The organism is Corynebacterium sp. 5QC2CO (assembly GCF_024580435.1).
GTDB lineage: Bacteria > Actinomycetota > Actinomycetes > Mycobacteriales > Mycobacteriaceae > Corynebacterium > Corynebacterium jeikeium_D.
On record NZ_JANIKI010000007.1, the window covers coordinates 48541 to 68683 of the forward strand.

A 20143-nucleotide genomic window follows, 5' to 3' on the forward strand; every position below is an offset into this window, starting at 1 on the left:
GTGAGGGTGCGCGCGCAATGCCCGTCGTAAAGCATCGGCACTGTGCAATAAGCGCCGAAGACAGACCTAGCCCTGGTAAACGCGCGGGTGCAGCGTCCCAACATACGGCAGATCGCGGTAGCGCTCGGCGTAATCCAGGCCGTAACCGATGACGAACTCGTTCGGAATATCGAAGCCAACATCCGCAACGTCCAGTTTGGTGCGCACAGCCTCCGGCTTACGCAGCAGCGTAATGACCTCTAGGGAGCGCGGATTACGGTTGCGCAGGTTCTTCATCAACCAGGACAGGGTCAGACCGGAGTCAATGATGTCCTCAACGATCACGACATCGCGTCCCTCAATATCGCGATCCAGATCCTTCAAAATACGCACCACGCCTGACGACGAGCTGGAGTTTCCGTAACTGGAAACCGCCATAAACTCCATCTGGCTGGGAATGCTGAGCTGACGGGCGAAGTCAGTCAGGAAGAACACCGCGCCCTTGAGCACTGCGACCAGAATCAGATCGCTGTCGGCATCCTTGTACTTCTCATTCACACGATGCGCCATCTCGGCAATGCGAGCATGCAGCTCCTCTTCGCCAATGAGAACTGCCTCTACCTCATCGCCGTAGGGGTTTGCGGGGACGTTGAAATCCTTCACATCATGCATCGCATTTCCTTTCCGCACTTCTATTGCGGCGTGTCGATGGAGCGTAACTGCCCCAGTGCAAGTTCAGGGTTATGGCAACCGATAGTTCTCGGCCGCCGGAAGTTGGATTGCGGCACCTTTTCTTAAGACACCGCGGGACGATTCATTACCAATTGTAGAGTGCCATCTTTTCGCTCAACGACCAACCTGGCATTTCTGTCAGCACCATCGCGCCCGCGGGTCACCGGCACTTCCCCCTGGCCGTGATAGCGGTGCACGAGCGCCATAACCATGTCGATCTGTTTACTACTGGGCTCCGCACCCGCCTGCCTCAACCAACGAGCGAGGACGCGCACCGCGATGGCGTCGTCAAGCTCAGCGACCCCTCGCACAGACAGGCTCCCGCTTGCCGACGCCACTTCCTCCCCCAGCAGCGCATCCAGAGCCGACTCGGCGTGAGCGTCCAAAAAGTCATTGTCGACTGCTGCAATCCCCGCAGTCTTAGCGAGATTTTCCGCAACTCCCGGCCCCAGCTCCTGCTCCAGCAGCGGCAAAATCGTCTTTCGAACCCGGACGCGGGCGTAATGGTCGTCCTGGTTGTGTGGGTCGTGCCAGACCTTTAAGCCCAGCTCTTCACAGCAGCGCTGAGTGTCGGTGCGTCGCACACCGAGCAGCGGACGCAGAATCCGAGTCCCGTCCGACCACGTGAGGTTGTCTCGGATAGCGGACAGCGCCTGCGGTCCGCCCCCTCTGGCCAGCCGCAGCAAAACTGTTTCCGCCTGGTCGTCCAACGTGTGGGCGAGCATCAGCGCCGCACCCCGAGATTGGGCGATCTGCCGTAGGACTCTGTGTCGAGCCAAACGCGCCTCGTATTCGGGACCACGGTCGGAATCGTTATTGATATCGACCGCGATAACCTCGGCCGTAGCCCCCATCCCTCGAGCTATGTGGGCGGCGCGCTCAGCGACTTCTGCAGAGCCCTGCTGAAGCTGATGATCAACGACGACGGCGTGAACGTTGCGGCCGGCCAGTGCCCCCTTGGGCCCGAAAGCTTCCGCACAGGCCCCGGCGGTCAGGGCGAGCGAATCCGCACCGCCGGAAAGCCCAATGACGATACCGCTGCCCAACTCCTGCCCCACCTGCTGCACTATCGCGCGGACAGCTTGGCGAATGATGAGGAAATGAGGGCTGCGGTCCGGCCAAAAAGGTCTAGCCAACGCGCCCACCACTTGCGATGGTTTCCATCGCGGTAAGCAGAATTCGCTCCTGAGTCGGGCGGGCAATCAGCTGCACCGGCAATCCAGAAGTCGGCTCCACAACGATGCCGGCCGGGAAACCCAGGTAATTCCACGTCGAAACGTAAGGGGTGAAGCGCAGATTGGACAACAGGTTCACAATCCAGGGCATGCGATGCCATGCGCGGATCCGCGGTGGATTCTTGGCCAAAGCTGGGGTAATCAAAATGGTGTCCCCCGGCAGCTCACGCTCGATGCGGGCGCCATCGCGTGCCACTTGGCGGCCATTGATTGTGAAACGCAGCAAGCGACCAATGCCGGCGTGGACTCGGTTGCGCCACTCCAGGTGATCAGGGCGCGGCTCGTCGCGAAGCTGATCCGCCACCCCCGCAGTCCAGCGCGCGAGCATCGGCAGTGGGTTCAGCGGGTACGGCATGTTCTTTTCCGTGACGGCAAAGCCCTTGTCCGCGAATACTCTCGCCGCCTGTTGTGCCGCATCGACGTACTCCGGTGCAGCCTTTAAACCGAATACGGGCGCAGTGGTGTCCACGCTGACGGCGAAGTTTTCAGGCAGGGTCTTCGCCGGATCCTCCGCATCCACCATGCCATTTGTGAGGATCTTCGTAATCAGGCGCAAGTCCTCGTTGTTGACTGTGAGCACCCCTTGGACAGACATTCCGTACCAGTCATTGCCGCCCACGCGCCCCGGCATTGTTCCCGGGGTCGCCTTCAGGGTCGAAAGCCCGCAGCACGCTGCAGGGATACGCAGTGACCCCATGCCGTCGTTGCCCTGCGCAAACGGAACCATCCCAGCGGCGACAGCCGCTGCGGATCCGCCGGAGGACCCACCCGGAGTGTGCCCCGGCAGAATCGGATTGTCGACGGCCAGCCCCGGCAGCGTCGTCGTCCCCCACGTACAGAACTGCGGATTCACCGTAGTTCCCACCGCGATTGCACCGGCGCTAGTCAACTGCTGGACAAACGGGTTCTCCAGAGCAGTGTTTTCCTTCAGCGCGAATGGCACACCTGCGAGCGGCAACTCCGAGAGGTTCTCGCTTTGCTCGAGTTCCCGCGCAGCCTGCAGAGCCCTATCCGCCCACACTTCACGGAAGGCATGAATTCCCCCATCCAGTCTCGCAATGGCGTCGAGGCTGCGCTGCACGCTGTCCACCGGGCTTAGTTTTCCCTCGCGGACCTGCGCCGCAATCTCGTGGACGGTGGGCAAGTTCCTGATGGCGGAAGTGTGAGAGGTCAAGGCGGATTCATCTCCTCGAGGTATTTTCAGTGGCAAATGAATCCCAGTCTAGATATTCGCCAGTGCGCTCGCTGCTTTATCCGCCGCAGCTCTTGCTGGCAACAGGCTCGCTTCATTGGAAATAAATGCGAACGTCAGCACCTGCCCCGACTTCGTCACCACATACCCCGCCAGCGCCGAGGCCTTATTCAGTGTGCCGGTTTTCGCACGTACGATGCCCGCTCCGGGCTGGCCAGCAAAGCGCGTCGCCAGAGTGCCGGACACCGCCGCCACCGGCAGGCTATCCAGCAGTGGGCGCAACGACGTGCTTTCCGACGACTCCTGCGACTCCGCCAGTCCCCCCTGCTCGGCCGATTCCACCGGCCCCGCGGCGGAATTGAGCACCTCGGAGAGATGCTGCGGAGAAATACGGTTATCCGTGCTCAGGCCGCTGGAGTCCGACAGCACCGCACCATCGAGAGGAAAACCGTGCTCCGCGAGAGTGTCACGCACGGCACGTGCGGCCCCCTCAAAGGTCGGCGGCAGACCGCGAGAGATAGCCACCTCACGGGCAATGGACTCGGCGAGCACGTTGTCGCTGTAGTTCATCATCTCGTGCACACGGGTAACTAGCGGAGCCGACTGCACGAGCGCAACAATGTCTGGGTCCAGAGGTAGTGACTGACCATCCTTGGCTGTATCCCTCAGGCTGCCTCCGTTTTCCGCACCAAGCGCCTTGGCCAGTGCATCAGCGGCATCCGCGGCGGGCGTGGCGCTGCGCTGCGATTCTTCATTCGTCGGATCGATACGACCGGCGTCCATCATCACCGACTCCACCGGTGCGATGTAGCCGTCCTCCAGCCCCGCGCGCTCCCAGGTCTCGTGGAAGCTCTCGGTAAATAGGGAGTTGTCGAGATAAACCTTGCCGACCCCCTCCGGAATGACCACGGAAATCTTTTTCGCCAACTCAGCGATTGAAGCCGAGTCCTGGAAGAACCCTTCCCCGTCCTTGCTTAAGGTGGGGTCGCCCCCGCCGTGCAAAACGATGTCATTAGTCCCCGTGACCCGGGAGACGCGGGTGGAAACCCGATGATCTTCACCTAAGTCCAACAGTGCGGCAGACGCAGTGAGAATCTTCATGCTGGACGCCGGCATGGCCAGCGCGGTGTCATTGATCCCCCACAGTTTCTGGCCGGTCGTAGCATCGCTGACAATTCCATGCAGCTCACCGAAGGCTGGATCGGCCGCAGCAGCGTCCATGATGGCGCTGACTTTTTGGGCCAGAGCGCCGTCGTCAAGCGAAGACTGCGCAGCCGTCACAGGAGCAGAGACATGACTGACCGCGGGCGGCGCATCGACAACAATCTGAAGATTGTTATTGACGACAACCGCTACGCCGCTGCCCGCTGCGATAACGAGAACACCGGCGATGGCACCGCCGATTTTCAGTCCGCGCGACTTCTTGGATTTGCCAGATTTTACGGAACTGGGCGATTTTTGCGTGCCCTTAGCGGCGGTTTTGGAGCTGTCAGAGTCGGTACTACCCACGGTCACAAACACCTTCTTCCTGGAAACAAAACCTCACTTAAGGTGCACAAATAAACGGTTTTGAGCGGGTTTCGCATAAGATAGCCGTCAGAGAAGTGTACACCGATTATAAGGAGTCATCGCCGTGAGCGTTGAGGTCACTATTGAGATCCCGAAGGGTCAGCGCAACAAGTACGAAGTCGACCACGAGACCGGCAAGGTCTACCTCGACCGCTACCTGTTCACCCCAATGGCCTACCCGGCCGACTACGGCTTCATCGATGAAACCCTCGGCGAGGATGGCGACCCGTTGGACGCTCTCGTGATCCTGCCGGAGCCGGTTTTCCCGGGCGTTATTGTCAAGGCTCGTCCGCTCGGCGTTTTCAAGATGACCGACGAGGCCGGCGGCGATGACAAGCTGCTGTGCGTCCTGGATGATGTCCGCTTCGACCACTACCAGGACATCGATGATGTTTCCCAGTTCACCAAGGACGAGATTGAGCACTTCTTCGTCCACTACAAGGATCTGGAGCCAGGCAAGGAAGTTTCCGGTTCGGGTTGGGGCGACAAAGCTGAGGCTGAGCGCATCCTGGCTGAGGCTATCGAGCGCCACAAGTAAGAGCCACAAGTAAGAATTGCGCTAGCCAATCCCCCTTCCTGGGGCTCGCACCTTTGACGCAGTTCCTGTGATTCAGCGCTACGGCCGTCGGAGTTTTCCTCCGGCGGCCTTTGTGCTTCCGGCGATAAGGCCAGATTGCGTATAGTGCGCACTATGGAAACCGTAAACGTATCTGAAGTACCCGAAGACGCACAGATCATTGATGTCCGCTCACAGATGGAGTGGGATGACGGCCACGCCACCGGCGCCGTTCACATCCCCATGGAAGAGATTCCGTCCCGCTACGGCGAGCTGGATCTGGATTCCGACATTTACCTGATGTGCCGCTCCGGTGGACGTGCCGCTCAGGTTTCTTCCTGGTTGGAGAAGAACGGTATCGACACCATCGTCATCACCGGCGGCATGATCGACTGGGAGCACTTCGGCCGCCCGATGGAGAAGGCCAACTAAATCAACTACAACTGCCCTGCCTACCTGCAGGGCAGTTTTTCATTTATTTACCCACCCCAAAGCACCGATCTTCTAACAATCCGCAGGCAAACAAGGGCATTATTAGTTGGCCATGTCCCATTATTGATGGTTCCCCAGATTGTCTAGTATGGGAAGTATGTCTGATTCATCCGTACTTTCCTCGGCGGACTCAGCCGACACCAGCGGTGGTGTGGCAGCCGACGTAGGCGCGAAGGTGCCTGCTGTCGACGCACAGAGCGGCACCAAGGCGAAGAAGGCTCGCAAGGGGGCGAAAGCCAAAAACAAGGCCAGTGCTAAGGCCAGAACTAAGTCCAAGTGCAAGCCCGGCTCCGCAAGCGAACCCGCCGTCGCACCGGCGGCCCTGCGCAAATCCGCGTCCTGGTGTCTGGCACAGCTCGACGCGGCTGTCCGTACCAGTGTCAACGCGGCTCTTGGCCGCACTCAGATTGAGTCGATTTCCATCCGCGGATATTGGGTTCTGGAGGCCATCGCCGATGGCGGCGACATGGCTCAAACCGAGCTGAGCGCACTGCTCGGCATGGACCGCTCTGACATGGTTCGCCTAATCGACTCTCTGGAGTCGGCAAATCTAGTCGAGCGCACCCGAGACTCCAAAGATCGTCGCCGCCAGCTCATCGCACTGACAGAAACGGGCAACACTACCCGCGCATCTCTGCGCCGCTCACTCCGCAGAGCCGAGCGCGCCGCCGTCGCCGAATGCGCACCCGAGGTACGCGCGCTGCTCGCATCGCTTGCCGACGACTCCACTGCAAGCCACGAAGCTGACACCGGTACTCCGCTTTCTGACAATGCCGGCGCGAAGACCCCTGAGACCGCTACCCCAGAGGCCACGGCCACTGAGACAGACACCAAGGGCATGGCGGAGAATAAGACGCAGGCGACGTCGTCAAGCGATGCCCAGCGTCCAAAACGGAAGAAGTCGAAGAAGAAGAAAAAGCGCAAGAAGAAGAATAAGAAGGGGTCTTCTAAGTGACAACCACTGAAGCGAAGTTCCTACGCGCTACGGAACAGCCGCTTGAGCGCACACTCATTGACATTGTCCGGGCGACCGCGCGAAGGTTCCCCGAGGCTGAGGCCATCGATGACGGCGAGGTTGTCGTCACGTATGCGGAGTTGATCAACGAGATTGATTCCACAGCTACGTGGCTCTACGAACAGGGCATCCGTCGTGGCGACCGCATCGGCGTGCGGATGCCGTCGGGAAGCCGCGAGCTCTACCTGGCAATTTTGTCCATCATGGCCGCCGGTGCCGCCTATGTTCCGGTGGATGCGGATGACCCCGACGAGCGTGCAGAAATGGTCTTTGGCGAGGCCGGTATCGCCGGTTACTTCGATGCTGAAGGCCTGCATCTGGCTGGCTCCACGGCACGTAATCGCCCCCGCCCGCTGGACTCCGATGCCGACTCCGACGAGGACGAGACGGAACCGACACCGCCGAGCGCACGCGAGATCATCTCGCAGGAGCCCACTCCCGACGACGACTGCTGGATTATTTTCACCTCTGGCTCCACCGGAAAGCCCAAGGGCGTGGCGGTCACCCACCGCAGCGCCGCCGCTTTTGTCGATGCGGAGGCCCGCTGGTTCTTGGCCAACCACCCGGAAGGACCGCTCGGCCCGGATGACCGCGTTCTCGCCGGCTTGTCCGTCGCCTTCGATGCCTCCTGTGAGGAAATGTGGCTGGCCTGGCGAAATGGTGCCTGCCTGGTGCCGGCCCCCCGTTCGCTGGTGCGCTCCGGCGTAGATCTGGGTCCATGGCTGATTTCCCGCCACATCACCGCTGTTTCCACAGTTCCGACGCTGGCCGGCCTGTGGCCCGCCGAGGCGCTCGACAGCGTGCGCCTGCTCATCGTCGGCGGCGAGGCCTGCCCGCAAGAGCTGGTCGAGCGCCTGTCCACCCCAGAGCGCGAGATGTGGAACACCTACGGCCCCACCGAGGCCACCGTCGTGGCCTCTGGCATCGAACTGAAGCCCGGCAAGCCCGTGACCATCGGTTTCCCCCTGGACGGCTGGGACCTCACCGTCATCGACGAGGAGGGCAACCCCGTCCCACCGGGCACCAAGGGCGAGCTGGTCATCGGCGGTGTGGGACTCGCGCGCTATCTGGATCCGGAGAAGGACGCCGAGAAGTACGCACCGCTGCCAGCCCTCGGCTGGGAGCGTGCGTACCGCACCGGCGACCACGTCATCATGGACGAGGCTGGACTGTACTTCACCGGCCGCGTCGACGATCAGGTGAAAATCGGCGGTCGGCGAATTGAGCTCGGCGAGGTGGAGGCGCACCTGGCTGCCCTCCCCGGCGCTACTCAGGCGACTGTCGTGGTTCAGAAGACCGGTGCTGGCGACTCCATCCTGGTCGGCTACGTCGGTGCCGGTGGCGACGCCGCAGCCATGGACTACGACAAGTGCATGGACACTCTCCGCGATGCCATGCCAGCCGCGATGGTGCCACGCCTGCACATCATGGATGAGCTGCCGGTTCGTACCTCCGGCAAGGTCGACAAGGCGGCGTTGCCGTGGCCACTGCCTGCGCGTGCGGGTGAGGGCGACGTCGACAAGCTGAGCCCTGTAGAGAAGTGGCTGTCCGATATCTGGGCGGACGTGCTGTCCGTACCTGCGCCCGGCGCGGCCTCGGACTTCTTCGCCCTGGGCGGCACGTCCCTGGCGGCGGCGAGCGTCATTGCACGCATTCGCCAGCGCGCCCCGCAGGTCGCCGTACGCGATCTCTACGACCATCCGCGCCTGGGCAATCTCGCCGAGGAGCTGATCGCTCGCGGTTTCATCAGCGACGACATGCTTGCCGACGAGACCAGCGCCCCCACCGCCCACCTGGAAAAGGTGCCCGAGCCGACGCCTGTCTCCCGCAAGACCCGTTGGGCGCAGGTCGGACTCATGGTGCCGCTGCAGTGGGCACGTGGCATGCGCTGGGTAACCTGGCTTGCGATTATCAACTGGGTCATCGGCGGGCCGCTGGCACTACCAGGCTGGTTGGTGGCCGTACTGGCCGTGTTGTTCCTGACCCCGCTGGGGGTCATGCCCATCAACGCGGCGACGACACGCCTGCTCACGCGCAACATCACCCCGGGTGATTACCCGCGTGGCGGTTCGGTGCATCTGCGCCTGTGGGCGGCTGAACGTCTGGCAGAGAGCTCCGGTGCCCACTCAGTAGCGGGTGCTCCGTTCGTGCTGTGGTACGCCCGCATGCTGGGTGCCCGCATTGGTAAGGGTGTGAATCTGCACGCGCTACCGCCGGTGACGGGCCTGGTCAAACTGGATGATTACTGCTCGATCGAGCCTGAGGTAGACCTGTCCGGATACTGGGTCGATGGTGATGTTGTCCACGTCGGCGAGGTCACTATTGGCAAGCACGCCCGCATCGGTGCCCGTTCAACGCTGCTGCCCGGCGCGCGTATTGGCAATGACGCTCACATCGAGGCGGGTTCCACCGTCACCGGTGAGAAGAAGGTCAAGGCTGGCGCGCGCTGGTCGGGTTCCCCGGCTCGCAAGGTCGGCCGGTCCAAACACCGCTTCCCGGAGGAAGTTCCGCCGGCGCGCCGCCACTGGGTGGCTATCTACGGTCTCACCGCTGTCTTGCTGACACTGGTGCCACTGTCCGCTGCGGTCGCGATGGCTGCTGTCATCGGTTGGGGCACGGGGCTTATCGACGGCACCACCGAGCTAACCACCTCGAATCTCTGGCCAACGCTGGGCAGCGCCGTGCTGTGGGCTATTCCCGCCACCTTCGTTGGTGTTGCGGTGTATGCCCTGCTGACGCTGATTCTCGTGCGCCTGTTCAGCATCGGTCTGAAGCCGGGAGTGTTCCCGGTGCGTTCGCGCGTGGGTTGGCAGTCCTGGGCGACAATTCGCCTGATGGACGCTGCTCGTCATGACCTTTTCTTCATCTACGCCTCCATGCTGACTCCACTGTGGCTGCGTGCGCTGGGCGCCCAAATTGGTCACGACAGCGAAGTCTCCACCGCGATTGGTATTCCGAAGTTCTTGCACGTCAAAGACGAGTCCTTCTTGGCTGACGACACCATGGTCGGCAGCTACGAGCTCGGCGGTGGGTGGCTGCTGGTGGGCGACTCCCGCATCGGCAAGCGCGCCTTCCTGGGCAACTCCGGCATCACGCTTCCGGAACGCAAGCTGGCGAAGAACTCGCTGGTGGCCGTGCTGTCCTCTACTCCGAAGAAGACCAAGTCCGGCTCCAACTGGTGGGGTTCGCCGCCAGAGCGCATGCGCCGCGTGGGCACCGTCTCCAGCGATGAGTCGGCGCAAACCTACCGTCCGACTACGGGATTGAAGGTCGCCCGCGGCATTGTGGAGACGCTGCGCGTCCTGGCGCCGATGGTCTCTCTCATGCTGGCGACGATCACGCTGTTTAGTCTGCAGGGAATTGGCATGTTCACCGCGGAGTTGGTCCCTGCTGGTGGAGTTAGCGCTGCCGTGCTCGGCCTGGTGGTCGCGTGGCTGCTCTCCCCTGTTGTGCTGCTGATTGTTGGTGTGCTGGGGCTGTTGGTCACGGTCGTGGCCAAGTGGGTGTGCGTCGGCAAGCACAAGCCCGGTGATCACCCGCTGTGGAGCAAGTTCGTCTGGCTCAACGAGCTGCAGGATGCATTCGTCGAAATGGTCGCCGCGCCGTGGTACCTGAACCCGGCGATGGCCACCGGCGGTATCGCACGCGCGATGCGTCTGCTCGGCGCGAACGTCGGCCACGGCGTGTGGCTGGAGACGTACTGGCTGCCCGAGACCGACCTGGTCACCATCGCGCGGGGTGCCTCTGTCGGCCGCGGTTGTGTCGTTCAGACGCACCTGTTCACCGACCGTGTGATGACGCTCGACACCGTCCACATCGGACACGGCTCCGTGCTGGGACCGCACTCAGTCGCACTGCCGGCATCTGTGCTTGACGACGGCTGCCGCGTCGAGCCCGGTTCTCTCGTCATGCGCGGTGACCATGTTCCTGCGCACACCTCCTGGCGAGGTAACCCAATTGAGCCAGTGGTTACCAAGACGAAGTAGGGCTGCGCGGGTGGAGTGAAAGCCACCCGCGAAAACTCTTCCTCTATTTTGCGAAATCCTTTCGTATTGCAATCCAACCATTTACCCTAGTTCCTATGACTATTTTTCCTGACAAAAATGGTTTGGATCAGCCAATTACCCCACTGCGATTTCTAGAGCGCAGTGCCCGCGTCCACCCGAACAAAGTTGGCTTCGTCGACGGCCCACGTCGCATCACCTTCGCCGAGATGGCCGCCGATGCGCAGGCTTTTGCGCATGCACTGCTCGACGACGGGCTGAAGAAAAACGATCGGGTCGGCGTTCTGGCGGCCAATAGCTACGAAGCCCTTCTCGCGCAGTTCGCCATTCCGCTGGCCGGTGGCGTGGTAGTCGCAATTAATACCCGCCTGGCCGCCAAGGAAATCGAATACATCCTCGAGCACTCTGAAATCACCACGCTGCTCGGTGAACAAGCTTTGATTGACCAAGCATTTCCGACAGTCGGGCACCTACTTAAGCAGGTCATCTACATCGCAGATGGCGAAGGCAACGAACCCGAGATTGTTGACACCTCGGCATACCAGGCTGAGAATACGGCCGCTGTTACCTTTAGCCAGTACTTGGCTGGGGACGACGTCGTCAAGCGTGGGAAGAATCGCCCGAACCTGCCCTACAGCGTCGACGACGAACACGACCCCATCGCCATCAATTACACCTCCGGTACAACGGGTAAGCCGAAAGGCGTGGTGTACACGCACCGAGGCGCGTATCTCAATGCACTCGGACAGGTGCAGACTATGCACTTCAACCACTACACCGTCTACCTGTGGACGCTGCCAATGTTCCACTGTTCCGGCTGGTGTACCGGCTGGGCGGCGATGTCGACCAGCGCTCGTCAAGTGGCGATTCGCGCTGTTCGTGGTCCCGAAATGTGGCGACTCATCCTCGAGGAAGGGGTCACTGCAATGTGCGGTGCACCAGCTGTACTGACCACACTTGTCGATGATGACAACAAGCGTCGCGTCAGCAACCTGCGCATCATGACCGCGGGCGCACCACCGAGTCCGACAATTATCACGCGCTGTGAGAATATCGGTGTCGAGATCACGCACGTATACGGCCTCACAGAGTCCTACGGTCCTTTCACGGTTTGTGAATCACAACCTGATTGGAAGGACATGACTGTGCGCCGACGCGCTGTCCTCAAAGCGCGCCAAGGAGTCGCGACCGTTACAAACCAGGATGTTCGCATCATCGAACAAACTGATGCACTCGACGCACCACTGATTGACGTCCCCAGCGACGGCACCACCATCGGCGAAATCATCATGACTGGCAACGGTGTCATGAATGGCTATTTCAAGGATCCCGAAGCCACTGAATACGCTTTTCGCGGCGGCTGGTTTCATACCGGCGACCTCGGTGTCATGCATCCCGACGGCTATATTCAGCTGCTTGACCGCGCGAAGGACGTCATCGTCTCCGGCGGTGAGAACATTTCCACCATTGAGGTCGAGCAGGCTGTGGTCAGCTACCCAGATGTTTCCGACTGCGCTGTCATCGGCGTGCCCGATGACAAGTGGGGCGAACGCCCACGTGCATACGTAGTTCTGCGGCCGGAGGCCCGCTGCCAGGGCACTGCGGAAGAAGCGGCCGAGCACAACAAGAACGTAGCCGAAGTTGTCATTGCACACTGTCGCGCACACATCGCCGGTTATAAGATTCCACGCGATGTAGTTGTCATTGATGAGCTGCCACGCACCTCCACTGGCAAGGTGCGTAAAAATGAACTACGCGACCTAGCCTGGGAGAACGAAAAGACACGCATCAAGGGCTAACAGAGGCCGAAAGTGCTGGCGTTTTCCGAAAACGCGGTGCCACCCCCAATGTGATTATGCTCGTAGTCATAAAGGCTATTCATCCCACCTCTTTCAAGGAGTGACCTCGATTGACCCAGGCCCCCAACACTTCCCTGAAGGGTGCCAAGATTCCGTTCGATGGCCCGGTCCAGTCAGGCATTGAACAGCCCGGCCAGGCACACCTGCGCCTCGTCGCATTCAATTTAAAGGACGGCGTCGACGCAGCAGATCTAAAGGAACTGTTCTCCTCGCTTACCGACGTTGCCCGCCGCCTCACCCAAGGCCAAGACATCGAGGGGTATCTGGAACCGGAAATGGTCGCAGCCACCGCAAACCTGACCATTACCGCCGGTTTCGGTGAGCCCATCTTCGACATCCTCGGCAAACCAGAGCGCAAGCCCGCTGGCCTGCACGATATCCCCGCATTCCAACACGACATGCTTCGCCCGGAATGGGGTCAGTCGGACTTTGTGTTGCAACTGTGCGGTGACGACCTCGTCACCGTTACTGCCGCGTCTCGTTTGCTGGAAAAGAAGGCGGCTACATGGGCTCGCGTGAAGTGGTTCCAGAAGGGCTTTTCCTACGCCTGGGGTTCGCAGCCTCACGGCGCTACCCCACGCAACCCGTTGGGCCAGCTCGACGGCACCGTCAACCCGTCCACTCCGGATGAATGGTCCGAACAGGTGTGGATTGACTCCAAGGACAAGGCGATTAACAACTCCTGCGTGATGGTTGTTCGCCGTATTGCGCTCGACTTGAACAATTGGGATGAGCTCAGCACCGAGGAACGCTCCATCGTTATCGGTCGTGACTTCCACACCGGCGCTCCTCTTTCCGGAGGCGATAACGAGTTCGATGAAGAGGACATGGACGCCGTCGATGACCAGGGCGAGTACCTCATCCACCGCCAGTCTCACTTGGCGCTTTCCCGTGAGCAGGATGGTCAGCCTGACGACGCCCTGCGTCGCCGCGCCTATGCCTACGAAGACCAGCCCGGTGAGCCGGCCTTCCCGTTCGAAGGACCGAACGTTGGCCTGGTTTGGGTTGCATTCCAGAAGAACCCGGACAACCAATTCAGCGCAATCCAGGCCCGTTTGGATCGCGGCGATTTGCTCAATGAGTGGAACCGTCACATCGGCTCCGCTGTGTATTGGATCGCCCCTGGCACCACCCCGGAGTCCTACTGGGGTCAGGAGCTGATTGAGGGGTAGAGGCTGCAAGCTGGCGGGCTAAAGCCTGGCGTGCTAAAGCCTGGCGGACTAAAAAGCTTACGGGCTGCAAATGTGAAACTGACCCAGTTTATGACACTTTCGAGCAAAATTTCTGGCCGTTTTTGTCATAAACGCAGGCACTAACTCGCACTGGCCTGCCGCCGCCAGCCATAACCGAGGTCACTAACTCGCATTGGCGGCTAAGTAGGGCTAAGTAGCAAAAGGTACCCACCCAGCGTCACGCCGACCGGACACACTTTTTGCTACTTAACTCACTATTTATTTTGCGGCTATGCAGTTCGCGACTTACTCTGCTAGCTGCAACCGAGCCTGCTGAGCTGCGGCCACCAATACCTTCAGTGAAGCCGTAACCTCGTCCCAACCTCGGGTCTTTAGACCACAGTCCGGATTAATCCACAGGAGGTTGGGGTCAACGCTTTCGAGCGCATCTTCCACGAGCTGGTTGACTTCCCCGTCCGTCGGCACGCGAGGCGAGTGGATGTCCCAGACGCCTGGACCAATCCCGCGAACGTATCCCTCATTTTTCAGCGCTGCGAGCACCTGCATACCGTTGCGAGCTGCTTCGATGGACGTGACATCGGCGTTGAGATCATCGACGGTGTCGATAAGCTCATTGAAGTCCGAGTAGCACATATGCGTGTGAATCTGGATGTCGTCAGCCACACCAGAGGTAGCCAGGCGGAAGGACCCCACAGCCCACTTCAAGTAGGCGGGCTGGTCAGCTTCATTCAGTGGTAGCAACTCGCGGATGGCGGGCTCGTCGACCTGTACGATCTGCGCTCCAGCGGCCACGAGATCTGCAATCTCATCGCGCAGAACCAGCGCAACGTTATCCGCAGTGTCACCAATGGGCTGGTCATCACGGACAAACGACCATGCCAACATGGTCACCGGCCCGGTGAGCATTCCCTTGACGGGAAGGTCAGTCATGTTTGCTGCAGCCTTGTACCACTGCACCGTCATCGGCTCTGGCCTGGTGATATCACCGTAGAGAATCGGCGGCCGCACGCAGCGGGAACCGTAGCTTTGGACCCAGCCATTGGTGGTGGCAAGGTAGCCGTCCAGCTGCTCCGAGAAGTACTGGACCATGTCGTTGCGCTCAGGTTCACCGTGAACCAGCACATCGAGCCCCAGTTCTTCCTGCTGTTCAATGGCAGATCGAATTTCAGCGAGCATTGACGACTCGTAGTCAGCTGGGGTGAGCTCTCCCGAGCGCAGCTGTGCACGTGCACGTCGAATGCTATTGGTCTGCGGGAAGGAACCGATTGTGGTGGTCGGCAGCGGAGGCAGGTTAAGGGCCTCAGCCTGAGCCGCCTGGCGAGCTGCAAACGGGGAACGGTTACGGTCGCTATCCTCGATTGCCGCCAAAGCTTCACGAACTTCAGGCTTAACAATCCGCTTCGATTCTGCCCTCGATGCCAGTGCTGCCCGGGACTCCCTCAACACCTTCAAATCCGCGGCATCGAGTTGACGGTCATTCAACTTGGCATCAAGCGCCCTCGCCAAGAGGGTCACCTCGGCGATTTTCTCATCGCCGAAGGCCAGCCACTGCAGCACCTCGGCTTCTTCTTCGCTCGGGTTTTCCGAGGCCAGGGAGTACGGGACATGTAGCAGCGAACAGCTAGTCGACACCGCGATGGGGCCTCGAGCTGCCAGCTTCTCCAGCGTCGCCAGGGCTGCATCCAAGTCGGTGCGCCACACATTACGACCATCGACGATTCCCGCGACCAGCAGTTCCTTGCCAGTCCAATGCGGCAGCTCGGCGCTACCAGCTACCAGGTCGCAACCAATAGCCTGCACGCCTGTGCCAGAAAGGGTTTTCAGTGCCTGACCACCATCACCAAAGTAGGTCTGCACCCACAATTTGGTATTTGCAGACTCCGACACGCCAGCCAATTTCTCGTAGACCTGGCGAGTCCTATCAAGTGTCACTTCGTCGAGGTCAGTGACCAATACCGGCTCATCGAGCTGAATCCACTCAAAGCCTTTCTCTCCCAGTTGAGCAATGACGTCAGCGTACGCATCGGTCAACTTTTCCAAAAGGCCAAGTGGGTTAGAACCATCGTCGGTACGCGACAGGCTCAAGTAGGTCACTGGACCAATCAAATGTGGACGCAACATGGTTGTGGCGCCATTGTTCAAGCTGCAGGAATCGTCCAACCAGTCAGTGAGGTCGATGGTGAATTCCGTATTGGCCGACAGTTCCGGAACGATGTAGTGGTAATTAGTGTCGAACCACTTGGTCATTGCGGATGCCGGCTGCGTCTTTGTACCGCGAGCGGTGGCGAAGTAGTGGTTAATCCATCCTGGCAGATTGGAACCGTCCGTTTTCGGGGCATCCTGGAAGCGGGCTGGAAGCACTCCAAGCAGCGCCGATGTATCCAGCATGGAGTCGTAGAACGAGCGCCCAATTGTCGGAACCGAGTCGATTCCCGCCTTCAGCGCCGCGCCGATGTAGCTATTGACAGTATTGCGCGCCGTCGCGGCCAGCAAGCCGCCGGTCGCCGGGTCGCGCCAGTAGTTTTCCAGAGCTCTTTTGAGCTCACGATTACGCCCTATCCGCGGAATGCCCGCGAGGGTTGCGTGAATTGCCATGATCTCGTGATTTCCTCGTCAGTCGTGATCAGCATCGGATATGAAATTGCACAACCGGCAGGCATTCGGACTTGTCATCACTGCAAGATTGGTTATCAACGCGTCGGATAAACCAAAGCTCTGGCGGTGATGCTTACCGTTGCGGGACAGTTCCGGACTTGCACCGGGATTCCCCTGCATAACTCGAGGGTCTCATGCACGCTAGGTTCCAAAACACACCTTGCGCGGAAAACGTGCGATATGCAGCACTTTCCTTTATGAATACCTTCGAGGCGGCTGTGGATGTGAAGTATATCGCAATATACAAATATCTCATTCACTTAGCCCCCCCCCTCCCCGAGCCTTTGCTTTGATGCTCTCCTGCTGGGGCCAATGTGATTATGCTCGTAGTCATAAAGGCTATTCATCCCACCTCTTTCAAGGAGTGACCTCGATTGACCCAGGCCCCCAACACTTCCCTGAAGGGTGCCAAGATTCCGTTCGATGGCCCGGTCCAGTCAGGCGTTGATCAGCCCGGCCAAGCACATCTCCGCCTCGTCGCATTCGATTTGAAGGACGGCGTCGACGCAGCAGATCTAAAGGAACTGTTCTCCTCGCTTACCGACGTTGCCCGCCGCCTCACCCAAGGCCAAGACATCGAGGGGTATCTGGAACCGGAAATGGTTGCAGCCACTGCAAACCTGACTATCACAGCCGGTTTCGGTGAGCGCATCTTCGATGTCCTGGGCAAACCAGAGCGCAAGCCGGCTGGTCTGCACGATATCCCGTCATTCCAGCATGACATGCTCCGCCCTGAGTGGGGTCAGTCTGACTTCGCTCTGCAGTTGTGTGGTGATGACCTCGTCACCGTTACGGCCGCTTCCCGTCTACTGGAAAAGAAGGCAGCTCCGTGGGCTCGCGTGAAGTGGTTCCAGAAGGGCTTTTCCTACGCCTGGGGTTCGCAGCCTCACGGCGCTACCCCACGCAACCCGTTGGGCCAGCTCGACGGCACCGTCAACCCGTCCACTCCGGATGAATGGTCCGAACAGGTGTGGATTGACTCCAAGGACAAGGCGATTAACAACTCCTGCGTGATGGTTGTTCGCCGTATTGCGCTCGACTTGAACAATTGGGATGAGCTCAGCACCGAGGAACGCTCCATCGTTATCGGTCGTGACTTCCACACCGGCGCTCCTCTTTCCGGAGGCAATGACGAGTTCGATGAAGAGGACATGGACGCCGTCGATGACCAGGGCGAGTACCTCATCCACCGCCAGTCTCACTTGGCGCTTTCCCGTGAGCAGGATGGTCAGCCTGACGACGCCCTGCGTCGCCGCGCCTATGCCTACGAAGACCAGCCCGGTGAGCCGGCCTTCCCGTTCGAAGGACCGAACGTTGGCCTGGTTTGGGTTGCATTCCAGAAGAACCCGGACAACCAATTCAGCGCAATCCAGGCCCGTTTGGATCGCGGCGATTTGCTCAATGAGTGGAACCGTCACATCGGCTCCGCTGTGTATTGGATCGCCCCTGGCACCACCCCGGAGTCCTACTGGGGCCAGGAGCTGATTGAGGGGTAGAGGCTGCGAGCTGGCGGCGAAAAACTGACTTGACGGGCTAAAGCCTGGCGGGCTAAAAAGCTGACGGGCTGCAAATGTGAAACTGACCTAGTTTATGACACTTTCGGGCAAAATTTCTGGCCATTTTTGTCATAAACTCAGTCACTAACTCGCATCGCCCCGCCGCTGCCAGCCATAAGGGCATCGTCCCGCCGCCGTCACACGCCGCCGTCAGCCATAAGAAAACGCCCGCCGAGTGCCTGAGCACTCCTGCGGGCGTTTCTTCTAGACAAGAACTTTGTCAGTCACGGACCACCGAACTAGTCACCAATCTGGTCACGGCCACGCTTAACAATCTTCGGGTCCGGAGTACCGACCAGCTCGTGGTCCTTCTCCGTGTACTCGAACTTGCTCAGCACATAACGCATTGCGTTGATGCGGGCACGCTTCTTGTCGTTGGACTTAATGGTAATCCACGGGGACTCATCGGTATCCGTGTAGCGGAACTGCTCTTCCTTTGCGCGGGTGTAGTCACCCCAACGATCCAACGAAGCGAGGTCCATCGGAGAGAGCTTCCACTGACGTACCGGGTCAACCTGGCGAATTGCGAAGCGAGTGCGCTGCTCCTTCTGGGTCACAGAGAACCACAGCTTGGTCAGCGAAATACCGGAGCCCAGAATCATGTTCTCCAGCATCGGGACCTCACGCAGGAATTCTGCGTGCTGCGACTCAGTACAGAAACCCATCACGCGCTCAACGCCCGAACGGTTGTACCAAGAACGGTCGAAGAAGACGATCTCGCCAGCACATGGAAAGTGCTCAATGTAGCGCTGGAAGTACCACGAGGTGGACTCACGCGGCGACGGTTTTTCCAGAGCCACAGTACGAGCACCACGCGGATTCAGGTGCTCGTTAAAGCGCTTAATGGTACCGCCCTTACCAGCGGCGTCACGGCCTTCGAAGAGGATGATGTGCTTCTGGCCAGTTTCCTTGGTCCAGTTCTGCCACTTCAGAAGCTCAATCTGCAGCTTCCTCTTAATAGACTCATATTCCTTACGAGTCATGCGCTCCTCGTACGGGTAGCCATCGCGCCAGGTATCAACCCGCTCACCGTCTGGAGTGACCAGTACCGGATCGTCCTCATCAGAGTCATCGACGACGTAACCTTCGGTCTTCGCCAAATCGACGATGTGGAATTCCTCTTCATTCTTGTCAGCCATACCCCTTATCCTACTGAATTTCTCTGCCACACGTCCCCCATGCGGGTGCCCTTACCTGCAATTTCCCAGCAGTTAACGTTCCGTCTTACCGAAATTGAGGGGTGGGACTGCACGCGGCGACCGTCGATAAGCACTGCGCGTACAATAAATGCCATGTTGTTATCCGAGGCTCTTGCCGCACGATCCGAAGTTTCCGACCGGCTGGCTGAGATTAATCGCCGTCTCGCGCTGGTAGCGCAGGTGCAGGAAGGCGATACGCCTGATGAAGATCCGCAAGCGCTTATTGCCGAAGCCGAGCGTCTGATGGCGCGCTTCGAATGGCTGGTGCGCTCGATTAACGCAACGAATTCCGCTACTGCTTTCGAGGACGGAACGCTTAGCGACGCACTTGCGAAGCGCGACCACCTGCTAACACGGCGGCGGTTCTACACCTCCGTAGCCGATCAGGGCTCGGGTCGGCGGGATTGATACTCAGCTTCGGAGATTCGCTATGTCGCCACTGTGGATATCCGGTCGCTGCGCCAGAAAGCCGACAAGGTGGCGAAGGAATACCGGGACTTGGATACCCGTATTCAGCAGGCGAACTGGTCAACCGAGCTTATCGAGGCCGCGGATAAGCCGGCCGAATAGCAAGCACGGTTCGGAAGCGAAACTAGAAGAATTTCACATTTTGATAAGTCGGTAGTTGCATCCAGATTGTCGGCGAGCGCGACGGCCTGTCTCTGGCCTTAAAGGGACACCTAACGATCTCACCTGTACTGAGGCAGCAGGATTAATAACAGACAGTCCTCGGCATCGCGTACATGGGTACAGATCATCGGTTATTTTTCACTACCAAGCGCTGAGGCATCTGATGCGACGAGGGTGGGTTCGGGGACTTAAACTTTCTCAAGTTACAGAGCAAAAGCGCCGCTGAGGGACAACCCTCAGCGGCGCTTTTTAAGGCTGACTCAAACAGTTGGGACCT

Annotated in this window: 13 protein-coding genes, 1 pseudogene and 1 riboswitch; of the genes and pseudogenes, 8 read left to right on the forward strand and 6 right to left on the reverse strand. The window is 59.7% G+C overall.

The genetic code is table 11. From position 1 onward, the window contains the following. Window positions 1-66 precede the first annotated feature (66 nt). From hpt to dacB, 4 genes are all read right to left on the reverse strand, one after another. On the reverse strand, window positions 67-651 hold the full coding sequence (hpt, locus tag NQ014_RS07240) for a hypoxanthine phosphoribosyltransferase (protein ID WP_070566002.1): 585 nt from the start codon (window positions 649-651) through the stop codon (window positions 67-69). Between the two features lie 122 nt (window positions 652-773). Next, complete coding sequence (gene tilS, locus NQ014_RS07245) at window positions 774-1847, reverse strand: tRNA lysidine(34) synthetase TilS (RefSeq protein ID WP_246816242.1); 1074 nt, start codon at window positions 1845-1847, stop codon at window positions 774-776. Beyond that, window positions 1840-3120: an amidase family protein gene (locus NQ014_RS07250; RefSeq protein WP_257074517.1), complete on the reverse strand. Its 1281-nt coding sequence runs from the start codon at window positions 3118-3120 to the stop codon at window positions 1840-1842. Before NQ014_RS07250 ends, tilS begins: the two co-directional genes overlap by 8 nt. Before the next feature lie 48 nt (window positions 3121-3168). Further along, window positions 3169-4647, reverse strand: a complete 1479-nt coding sequence (dacB, locus tag NQ014_RS07255; RefSeq protein WP_257074518.1) for a D-alanyl-D-alanine carboxypeptidase/D-alanyl-D-alanine-endopeptidase — start codon at window positions 4645-4647, stop codon at window positions 3169-3171. Between the two features lie 124 nt (window positions 4648-4771). Between dacB and NQ014_RS07260 the strand changes: the two genes are divergently transcribed. The 6 genes from NQ014_RS07260 (at window position 4772) to NQ014_RS07285 (ending at window position 13805) form a co-directional block, all read left to right on the forward strand. Further along, on the forward strand, window positions 4772-5245 hold the full coding sequence (locus NQ014_RS07260) for an inorganic diphosphatase (protein WP_005510088.1): 474 nt from the start codon (window positions 4772-4774) through the stop codon (window positions 5243-5245). A gap of 153 nt (window positions 5246-5398) precedes the next feature. Beyond that, a complete protein-coding gene (locus tag NQ014_RS07265) occupies window positions 5399-5695 on the forward strand; it encodes a rhodanese-like domain-containing protein (protein WP_016421494.1) in 297 nt (98 codons plus the stop codon). A gap of 157 nt (window positions 5696-5852) precedes the next feature. After that, window positions 5853-6710: a MarR family winged helix-turn-helix transcriptional regulator gene (locus NQ014_RS07270; protein ID WP_257074519.1), complete on the forward strand. Its 858-nt coding sequence runs from the start codon at window positions 5853-5855 to the stop codon at window positions 6708-6710. Next, a complete protein-coding gene (locus NQ014_RS07275) occupies window positions 6707-10756 on the forward strand; it encodes a Pls/PosA family non-ribosomal peptide synthetase (RefSeq protein WP_257074520.1) in 4050 nt (1349 codons plus the stop codon). The genes NQ014_RS07270 and NQ014_RS07275 overlap by 4 nt, the downstream gene beginning before the upstream one ends. A gap of 95 nt (window positions 10757-10851) precedes the next feature. Then, a complete protein-coding gene (locus NQ014_RS07280; RefSeq protein WP_257074521.1) occupies window positions 10852-12573 on the forward strand; it encodes an AMP-binding protein in 1722 nt (573 codons plus the stop codon). Between the two features lie 110 nt (window positions 12574-12683). Beyond that, complete coding sequence (locus NQ014_RS07285) at window positions 12684-13805, forward strand: Dyp-type peroxidase (protein WP_257074522.1); 1122 nt, start codon at window positions 12684-12686, stop codon at window positions 13803-13805. 306 nt (window positions 13806-14111) lie between these two features. Here the strand turns inward: NQ014_RS07285 and metE are convergent, their stop codons facing one another. Beyond that, on the reverse strand, window positions 14112-16421 hold the full coding sequence (gene metE / locus NQ014_RS07290) for a 5-methyltetrahydropteroyltriglutamate--homocysteine S-methyltransferase (protein ID WP_257074523.1): 2310 nt from the start codon (window positions 16419-16421) through the stop codon (window positions 14112-14114). A 38-nt stretch (window positions 16422-16459) separates the two neighbouring features. Beyond that, a riboswitch (cobalamin riboswitch) is annotated at window positions 16460-16642 on the reverse strand. A gap of 213 nt (window positions 16643-16855) precedes the next feature. On the opposite strand from metE, the gene NQ014_RS07295 reads away from it, so the two are divergent. Then, window positions 16856-17977, forward strand: a complete 1122-nt coding sequence (locus NQ014_RS07295) for a Dyp-type peroxidase (protein ID WP_257074524.1) — start codon at window positions 16856-16858, stop codon at window positions 17975-17977. Between the two features lie 299 nt (window positions 17978-18276). On the opposite strand, the gene ppk2 is transcribed toward NQ014_RS07295, so the two are convergent. After that, window positions 18277-19176: a polyphosphate kinase 2 gene (gene ppk2, locus NQ014_RS07300; RefSeq protein WP_005510168.1), complete on the reverse strand. Its 900-nt coding sequence runs from the start codon at window positions 19174-19176 to the stop codon at window positions 18277-18279. Window positions 19177-19329: 153 nt separating this feature from the next. On the opposite strand from ppk2, the pseudogene NQ014_RS07305 reads away from it, so the two are divergent. Then, window positions 19330-19806: pseudogene (locus NQ014_RS07305) on the forward strand (DIP1984 family protein). Window positions 19807-20143: the final 337 nt, after the last annotated feature.